This window comes from Candidatus Kryptonium thompsonii (genome assembly GCF_001535985.1).
Lineage (GTDB): Bacteria > Bacteroidota > Ignavibacteria > Kryptoniales > Kryptoniaceae > Kryptonium > Kryptonium thompsonii.
Map to the genome: position 1 here is coordinate 1 of NZ_CZVS01000072.1, position 7,992 is coordinate 7,992.

The following is a 7,992-nucleotide window of genomic DNA, read 5'->3' on the forward strand; positions in this document are numbered from 1 at the left end:
AGTGATTCGGAAGAAGACAGACTTAATATACGGGAAAGAAAGAAAAGAAGGATAGATGATAATAAAGACAACCTCGACCGTCCTCTTAAATGAACCTGTAGCTGAAAACATCTATCGAATTGAACTCTTATCGCCAGAAATTTCAGCAGTTTCAAAGCCAGGACAATTTATCAATGTAAAGGTTTCAGAAAATTTTGATCCTCTCCTGCGCAGACCTTTTAGCATTTACAACATAATTGAAGATAGAATTCAAATAATCTTTAATATCGTCGGAAAAGCAACGAAAATTTTATCAAATATAAAAATTGGTGAAAAAATTGACATAATTGGACCGCTTGGAAATGGATTTAATGTGGACGGTGATTTTAATACAGCTTTAATAGTTGCTGGTGGTCTTGGAATCGCACCTTTCCCATTTTTAACAAAAATTTTGAAAGAAAAAGGTAAAAACATAATTTCATTTGTAGGAGCAAGAACAAAATCACAACTTGTGCTTGATGGACTTGTAAATGTAAACATCGCAACAGATGATGGCTCTTACGGATACAGAGGAACAGTTGTAGAACTTTTTAAGTCAAATATAAATGACAATTACTCTACATCTAAAGTTTTCGGCTGTGGACCAACCCCAATGCTCAAAGCACTTATTGATCTATGTGACAAGCTAAATCTTGATTGCGAAGTCTCGGTTGAAACCCCGATGGCATGTGGAACGGGACTATGCCAAGGTTGCGCTGTAAAAACGAAAGATGAAAGATATAAATTAGCCTGCAAAGACGGTCCTATTTTTAATTCAAAAGATATTTTATTATGATCAAAACAGAAGTTACAATTGGCAAATTAAAACTTAAAAATCCAGTTCTCGTTGCTTCGGGAACTTTTGGATACGGCGATGAATTAATAGGAATAGTGGATATCAATAAACTTGGTGGTATAGTTACTAAATCCTTAACGCTTAAACCTAAACTTGGGAACCCACCGCCACGGATAGTTGAAACACCGTGCGGAATGCTAAACTCAATTGGACTTGCCAATATTGGAGTTGATAAATTTATAAACGAAAAATTACCTATACTGAAAAACTTTGACACGGCAATAATTGTAAACATTGCGGCAAAAAGAATTGAAGATTACTGTGAAATAATAAAACGATTGGAAGATACAGAGGGCATAAGCGCATACGAAATTAACATCTCGTGTCCAAATGTAAAAGAGGGTGGACTTGAATTCGGGACAAATTTAGAAATGACACGCCAAATCGTCAATGCGACACGAAAAATTACAGATAAAACATTGATAATCAAACTTACACCAAATGTTACAAGGATCTCCGAGTTCGCTAAAGTTTGCAAAGAAGAAGGAGCAGATGCAGTGTCTTTGATAAACACAATTGTTGGAATGGCAATCGACATAAAAACAAGAAAACCTAAAATCTCAACCATTACAGGGGGACTTTCAGGTCCTGCGATAAAACCAATTGCACTTGCAAAAGTTTTTGAGGTTTTTCAAAATGTTGATATACCAATTATCGGCATCGGCGGAATAACAACTTGGGAAGATGCGATTGAATTCATGATAGCAGGAGCAAAGGCGATACAAGTCGGAACAGCGAATTTCATCGACCCGAGTACTCCACTCCAAATCATCTCAGGCTTGGTCAAATATTGTGAGGAGAATAAAGTTGAAGATATTAACGAAATTGTCGGTTCTATAATCGTTGAATCTCTTCCGCACTGACGGGTAAGATAAAAACATAACGCAAAAAATTTATGAAGAAAAAATATATTGAGGTCATAAACTATCTCTATTCTCTGCAGCGTTTTGGAATCAAACTTGGCTTGCAAAATATAGAGAAATTACTTAAATTATTTCAGAACCCTGAGAAAGATTTTATTTCAGTTCACATTGCTGGAACAAACGGCAAGGGTTCAACTTCATCGTTTATAGCATCAATTTTAAAGGCAAGTGGTTATAAAGTAGGTCTTTATACTTCACCACACTTAGTTGATTTCACCGAGAGAATAAGGGTTGATGGTATTCCGATTTCAAGAGAAAAAGTCGTTGAATATGTAAAATCCCTACAAAACGAGATCGATCTTTTAAAAGCTACATTTTTCGAGGTAACTACAGCGATTGCATTTAAACACTTCGCCGATGAGAAAGTCGATTTTGCTGTGATTGAAGTTGGCCTTGGCGGGAGGCTTGACTCAACTAACATCATTTTACCCGCGGTCTCTGTAATTACGACGGTTTCGTATGACCATATGAACATCCTTGGCGACACGATCGAAGAAATTGCGTTTGAAAAAGCGGGGATAATTAAAGAAGGAATCCCTTGCATAACTGGATGCGACGGCGAGGCTTTAGAGGTCATTAGAAAGGTTGCGAATGAGAAAAATTCTAAACTTATCATAGCTGACGAGATTTCAAAGATAATGTTTAAGGAATCAGATGAGTATAAGGTAAAATTTGACCTGAAAACGGGGAAAAATTATTATGTCGATTTAGTTGCAGGTGTTCCTGGAAAATTCCAGACAAGAAATGCTCAGCTTGCGGTTTTGACTTTTGAATTGCTTTCAGATCTTGGCTTTGCAAATTATAAGCCGGAAAACTTATATGAGGGTCTTTTAAAAGTTAAAGAATTTTCGGGATTGAAAGCTCGCCTTGAGGTTTTGAAACCCTTATCTAATTATCATCAAAAGCCGAAAATTGTAATTGATGTGGCTCATAACTATCCTGCTATAAATCAGCTTGTTACAGAACTTGAAGTTTTCAAACGAAATAGACTTCTGCTTCTATTTGGAGTGATGCGCGATAAGGAATATGAAAAGATGATCAAAAAACTTTCTGAAGTAACTGATTTCGCAGTAGCAACGCAACCAAAAATTGGTCGTGCCCTTGATGCAAAGATGATCTCTGAAATTTTCAAACAAAATGGGGTTAACTCTGTTTACATTTATGACTCTGATAAAGCATTTGATTTTATCGTAAACGAATCTAAGGAAGGAGATTTGATTTTAGTCACGGGCTCACACTATTTAGCTGGTGAAATAATTGCTCACATTGAAAAGCGAAAAATTGAGTGTTTAATTTAAAAATTAAAAATAAAAAAGGAGGGTGAATTAAAAATGGTAATGGACATTACGGAGCTTCAGTCAAAAAAAGTAGCGGAGCTTCAAAAAATTGCCAAGGAGATAGGCATCTCCGGCTATAGTGATTTGAAAAAACAGGAATTGATAATGAAAATACTTGAGAAGATGCAAGAGCAAAGGGCTGGGACAGGTGAAGCTGAAGAAGGTGAAGAACAGAATGGTGTCATATTCAGCAAAGGAGTTCTTGAAATTCTCCCTGATGGATATGGCTTTTTAAGATCAGCAAATTACAACTATCTCCCGTCCCCAGATGATATTTATGTTTCTCCATCTCAGATTAAAAAATTTAATCTCAAAACTGGGGATACAATTGCTGGGCGGGTCAGACCACCAAAAGAGGGTGAGAGATTTTACGCATTGCTCAGAATTGAAACAGTAAACAGTCTTCCACCCGAAAAAGCTCAAGAGCGAATTCTTTTTGAAAATTTAACTCCGCTTTATCCAACCAAAAGGATACGGCTTGAGACAGTTCCCGGGGAATACTCAATGAGAATCCTTGATTTATTTGCACCGATTGGAAAAGGACAGCGCGGTTTGATTGTATCGCCTCCAAAAGCTGGTAAAACTGTCCTCTTGCAAAAGATGGCAAATAGCATAATGAGAAATCACCCAGAGATAAAGCTTATCATCCTTTTGATTGATGAACGTCCAGAAGAGGTCACGGATATGGAACGTTCTGTCGGTCCTGATGTTGAAGTTATAAGCTCAACTTTCGATGAACCACCCGAAAGACACATGCAAGTTGCTGATATGGTTCTTGAGAAAGCGAAACGACTTGTTGAATCTGGAAAAGATGTTGTAATACTTCTTGACAGCTTAACACGACTTGCAAGAGCCAGCAACCTTGTAACGCCACACAGCGGAAGAATTCTCTCGGGTGGTATTGACGCAAGCGCATTAATAAAACCAAAGAAATTTTTCGGGGCAGCAAGAGATACAGAAGAAGCCGGAAGCTTAACAATAATAGCAACAGCCTTAATTGATACCGGAAGCCGAATGGATGAAGTTATCTTTGAAGAATTTAAAGGAACGGGTAACATGGAAGTCGTCCTTACGAGAGAACTTGCTGACAGAAGGATATTCCCAGCAATTGATATCAACAAAACAGGAACGAGAAAAGAAGAACTGCTTTTAGAACCAGAGGAACTGAACAGAGTCTGGATACTTAGAAAACTCTTAAGTGAAATGTCCCCAGTTGAGGCTATGGAATTCTTACTTGAGAATATGAGGGGAACGAAGAACAATAAAGAATTCTTGAGGTCAATGAGCACTTAATCTCTTAGTATTGCTATTTTCCCAATCCCAACTTGTGTTCCATCTTCGTTGTAAGCAATGATAATATAAATCCCGGTGGGAACATACTGTCCTTTTTCATTTTTTCCATCCCAAATGCCGGTTTTACCGCCGGGAGTTATAATAGTTTTTACAAGATCACCACTAATTGTGAAAATTTTTATCGTCGAATTAGCAACAAGTCCATCGATCACAACATTTAAATCCTTTTCCGGATGAAAGGGATTGGGATAAATCTTCATCGTTGTAAAATTCTCGGCAGGTTTTCCGAACTCCGTTTTTAAACTTGTCAACCCTTTATCAGTTCCAAAATAAACAACCCCGGAATTAAGATCAAAAGCAATTGACTTGACATCATCGCTTAAAATTGGCGAATTGCTTGCGTCATACTGGGCTATGACATTTGTCCCATCTGGCGAAAGAACCCATACGCCATTTTTTGTCGCAACCCATTTATTATTTGCCCCATCAATAGCTATGTCATTTATATAAAAATCACGAAGTGCAAAAACACTCCTTATGCTACCAGCCTTCAAGGGCTCATCAAGGTCAACAATTATATTAAGCCCATAAGTCGTCCCAACCCAAAGATCGCCTCGATTATCAAACTTTATCACAGTTGGATTCCCATTTAAACCATCTGCTCTTGAAATCGCAATCCATTTATCGTCACTTTTGTCAAAAATTGTTCCATTGTCATCAAAAACGAAAATATATCCGTGCTCAGAAACAATCCATTTTTTCCCTTTCTCATCTATCTCGAGCTGAGTGTTAAGATAGTATGATGGGTTATAAGCGTTAACAAAAGAATAAATCAATGAATCATTGCGCATAAGATAAATTATATTTGCATTCCTTGGCTTGTAATTTAAAATCCAAACAAGATCACCTTGTTCAGCGATGTCAGTTATGACCACGAAGTTTGTATCTTCGGTTACACCCATTATTCCTTCATTTTTTGAAAAAAACTTTAAAGAGTCATTTTTGTCAATTTTTATCAATCCTCCACCCCAAGTCCCAACCCAAACATAATTCTTCCCAATCCTCACCCTGTAACAATCGTTCGACATCCTACTAAATTGCTCTTTTGTAAAATTTTTCCATCTCCCTTCACTTCCAGAAACTTCAGGTTGAAATCTATAAAGTCCCTTACCCAAAAACTTTGACGACGCAACCCAAAGGTTTCCGTTTGCATCAATAGCCATATTTGAGAATTGATTTCCATTTGGTCCATCTGGATAATAAAACTTCCATTCGCCGTTTTCAAAAATTCCAACTCCACTTGATGAAATACCAGCAACAATTTTATCACTCCATATTGAAATATCATTAACATCACCGGAAGCTAATCGGGTTATCATTTGTAGTTGATCATTCCTATATGAAAAAATTTCCCTACCCGTTGAGATCAAGATTGAGTCGCCAGCATTGTAAATTAAATTAACAGGAATAGAAGAAACTTTTGTCACGTTATCACCATCAAGCAAAAAAAAGACCATTTATATTCCCAGCGTAAATTTTATTGTTCAAAATTCCAATGCTTCTAATTCCACCCGAAACTCTGATAGTTTTCCACCCCGCCGGTGAAACGAGAATTTGACTGAATTGATAACCTTTGCCAATTCCCTCGGATGTTGCAATGTAAATTGTATCGTTTAAAATTTGAGCATCAAAAACTTTGATTCTTTCAACGTCAGGAAAAATCCTTCTATAAGTATCTATAAACTCTTGTCTTGAGATCCTGTATGTCAAAAGTCCAAAATTTGTCCCAATAAAAAGTGTATCGCCGTACGCTTTCAGAAAATTTATTGTTTTATCTGGCTCGGGAGAATTTTGTATATCAAAGATATGCTTGACATTGTAATCTTTAGGTGAATAACTTAAAATATCAATGACCCCATTTCCAAACCCAATGATGATATTTTTATTCGCTGTTACAGTCATTGACTTAACATCAACATCGAAAAGACCTTCGGTCTTCAAAATTTTTTGAAACCTTTTTTCATTTGGATAAAATATAAAAATTCCACCTTCGGTCCCAGCAACAATTGTATCACCAAACACGAAAACTTTACGAACATTTTTCATATCTGTGTAATTCTTCCACTCCCTAAATTGAGCCAGAAGGTTAATAGTTATCAAAAAGGATAGCAAGATTACGAAGTGAAAGCGCAAGTTTATAATTCTGCCATTTTTGTTAAGATTTGTGGTGATACAAGGGCGAGATGATACGAAGTGCATAATTTACTTCTTTATCTGATTTATAAGATTTGCCATTTCAATTGCCGTAAGGGCAGCATCCCAACCCTTATTCCCATTCTTCATCCCTGACCTGTTCAGCGCTTGTTCAACATCGTCAGTTGTTATAATTCCAAATGCGATCGGGATGCCAGTTTCAAGTTGGACTTGAGCTATACCTTTTGAAACTTCAGACGCAATGTAATCAAAATGTGGGGTTTCCCCGCGGATTATAGCACCAAGGCAAATTACGGCGTTGTATTTTCCTGTTTGAGCGAGCTTTTTTGCAATGAGAGGTATCTCAAATGAACCAGGGGAGTAAAAAATTTCTATATCTTCATCATTTGTTCCATGTCTTTTAAGACAATCAATTGCCCCATCGAGTAATTTTGAAGTAACCAATTCATTAAACCTGCTGACAATTATCCCGAACTTTAACCCCTGAGCTATAAGGTTGCCTTTAAAAATTTTCATTCTATTAAGCTATCGTTTTATTTTAAATTTAACCTTTGCTTCATCATTTTAACGAATTTATATGGCACAGTGTAATTACCTATATTGTGTTCATCATTTCTAACTCCCCCATGAAAATCGGAGCCTCCACTTTCAAGCAAAAAGTATTCATTGGCTATTGAGCGGTAATATCTGATTAACTCTTCATCGTGTGACGGATGTATAACTTCTATTCCATCGATCCCAAGCTCAATTAAATTTGCCAGATCAATTTCGCTGATTAATTTCCCAGGATGAGCAATGAAAGATAATCCACCAACCTCAGAAATTAACCTTATGGCTTTACGCGGTGAAAGATCGATGTTTTTTTCATAGGCGGGACATCCAACACCGAGATATTTATTGAACGCCTCATAGAAATCATTCACAAACCCTTGTTTAACAAGCGCGGTTGCTATATGAACTCTGCTTATGATGGAATCTTTCGCTATTTCAACTACGCTTTCAAATTCAACAGGTATATTAAGAGCATTTAGTTTTTCAACTATTCTTTTTGCTCGTTGAATTCTTAACTCACGAAAAATTCTGAGATAGACTTGAAAATTTTCATTCTTCCAATCTATAAAATATCCAAGTATATGTATGTCTGTCCCATTTATGTTTGAGCTCAATTCAATTCCAGGGATCACCTCAACCCCAAGTTCTTTCCCCGCCTCTATTGCCTCCTCAAGTCCATTTGTTGTATCATGGTCGACTATGCTTATTACATCAAGCCCATTTTCTTTTGCCTTCATTACTACTTGGGTTGGAGGATTGATAAAAATTGACAAAAATGACTCTTTAAAGTTTTTTTCAA

At 36.7% G+C, this 7,992-nt stretch carries 8 protein-coding genes; 4 read left to right on the top strand and 4 right to left on the bottom strand.

The window, feature by feature from the left end:
* The first annotated feature begins 55 nt into the window (after positions 1-55).
* The 4 genes from AWW78_RS09120 to rho are packed head-to-tail and all read left to right on the top strand — an operon-like array spanning position 56 to position 4,427.
* On the top strand, positions 56-814 hold the full coding sequence (locus AWW78_RS09120; protein ID WP_047134963.1) for a dihydroorotate dehydrogenase electron transfer subunit: 759 nt from the start codon (positions 56-58) through the stop codon (positions 812-814).
* Positions 814-1,737 (top strand): dihydroorotate dehydrogenase, encoded by a 924-nt coding sequence (locus AWW78_RS09125; RefSeq protein WP_102134773.1) that lies wholly within the window; start codon positions 814-816, stop codon positions 1,735-1,737. The genes AWW78_RS09120 and AWW78_RS09125 overlap by 1 nt, the downstream gene beginning before the upstream one ends.
* A gap of 32 nt (positions 1,738-1,769) precedes the next feature.
* A complete protein-coding gene (locus AWW78_RS09130; protein WP_047134965.1) occupies positions 1,770-3,095 on the top strand; it encodes a bifunctional folylpolyglutamate synthase/dihydrofolate synthase in 1,326 nt (441 codons plus the stop codon).
* Between the two features lie 39 nt (positions 3,096-3,134).
* Positions 3,135-4,427, top strand: coding sequence for a transcription termination factor Rho (rho, locus tag AWW78_RS09135; protein ID WP_047134970.1), 1,293 nt, complete (start codon positions 3,135-3,137; stop codon positions 4,425-4,427).
* Here rho and AWW78_RS09140 read toward each other — a convergent pair.
* The 4 genes from AWW78_RS09140 to AWW78_RS09155 all read right to left on the bottom strand — a co-directional run.
* Entirely contained in the window at positions 4,424-5,944 is a 1,521-nt protein-coding gene (locus tag AWW78_RS09140) for a T9SS type A sorting domain-containing protein (protein ID WP_047134966.1), read from the bottom strand. The genes rho and AWW78_RS09140 overlap by 4 nt on opposite strands.
* Positions 5,925-6,587 carry a PorZ beta-propeller-like domain-containing protein gene (locus AWW78_RS09145; protein WP_176696246.1) on the bottom strand — a complete coding sequence of 221 codons (663 nt, stop codon included), beginning with the start codon at positions 6,585-6,587 and terminating at the stop codon, positions 5,925-5,927. The genes AWW78_RS09140 and AWW78_RS09145 overlap by 20 nt, the downstream gene beginning before the upstream one ends.
* A gap of 102 nt (positions 6,588-6,689) precedes the next feature.
* Positions 6,690-7,157: a 6,7-dimethyl-8-ribityllumazine synthase gene (ribH, locus tag AWW78_RS09150; RefSeq protein ID WP_047134968.1), complete on the bottom strand. Its 468-nt coding sequence runs from the start codon at positions 7,155-7,157 to the stop codon at positions 6,690-6,692.
* Positions 7,158-7,174: 17 nt separating this feature from the next.
* Positions 7,175-7,992, bottom strand: an 818-nt coding sequence (locus AWW78_RS09155) for a PHP domain-containing protein (RefSeq protein WP_047134969.1), incomplete at its 5' end; no start/stop codon positions are given.

Coding starts and splice junctions, on each gene's coding strand:
- AWW78_RS09120 (WP_047134963.1), top strand. CDS start 56: ATGATAATAAAGACAACCTCGACCGTCCTCTTAAATGAACCTGTAGCT.
- AWW78_RS09130 (WP_047134965.1), top strand. CDS start 1,770: ATGAAGAAAAAATATATTGAGGTCATAAACTATCTCTATTCTCTGCAG.
- rho (WP_047134970.1), top strand. CDS start 3,135: ATGGACATTACGGAGCTTCAGTCAAAAAAAGTAGCGGAGCTTCAAAAA.
- AWW78_RS09140 (WP_047134966.1), bottom strand. CDS start 5,944: ATGGTCTTTTTTTTGCTTGATGGTGATAACGTGACAAAAGTTTCTTCT.
- ribH (WP_047134968.1), bottom strand. CDS start 7,157: ATGAAAATTTTTAAAGGCAACCTTATAGCTCAGGGGTTAAAGTTCGGG.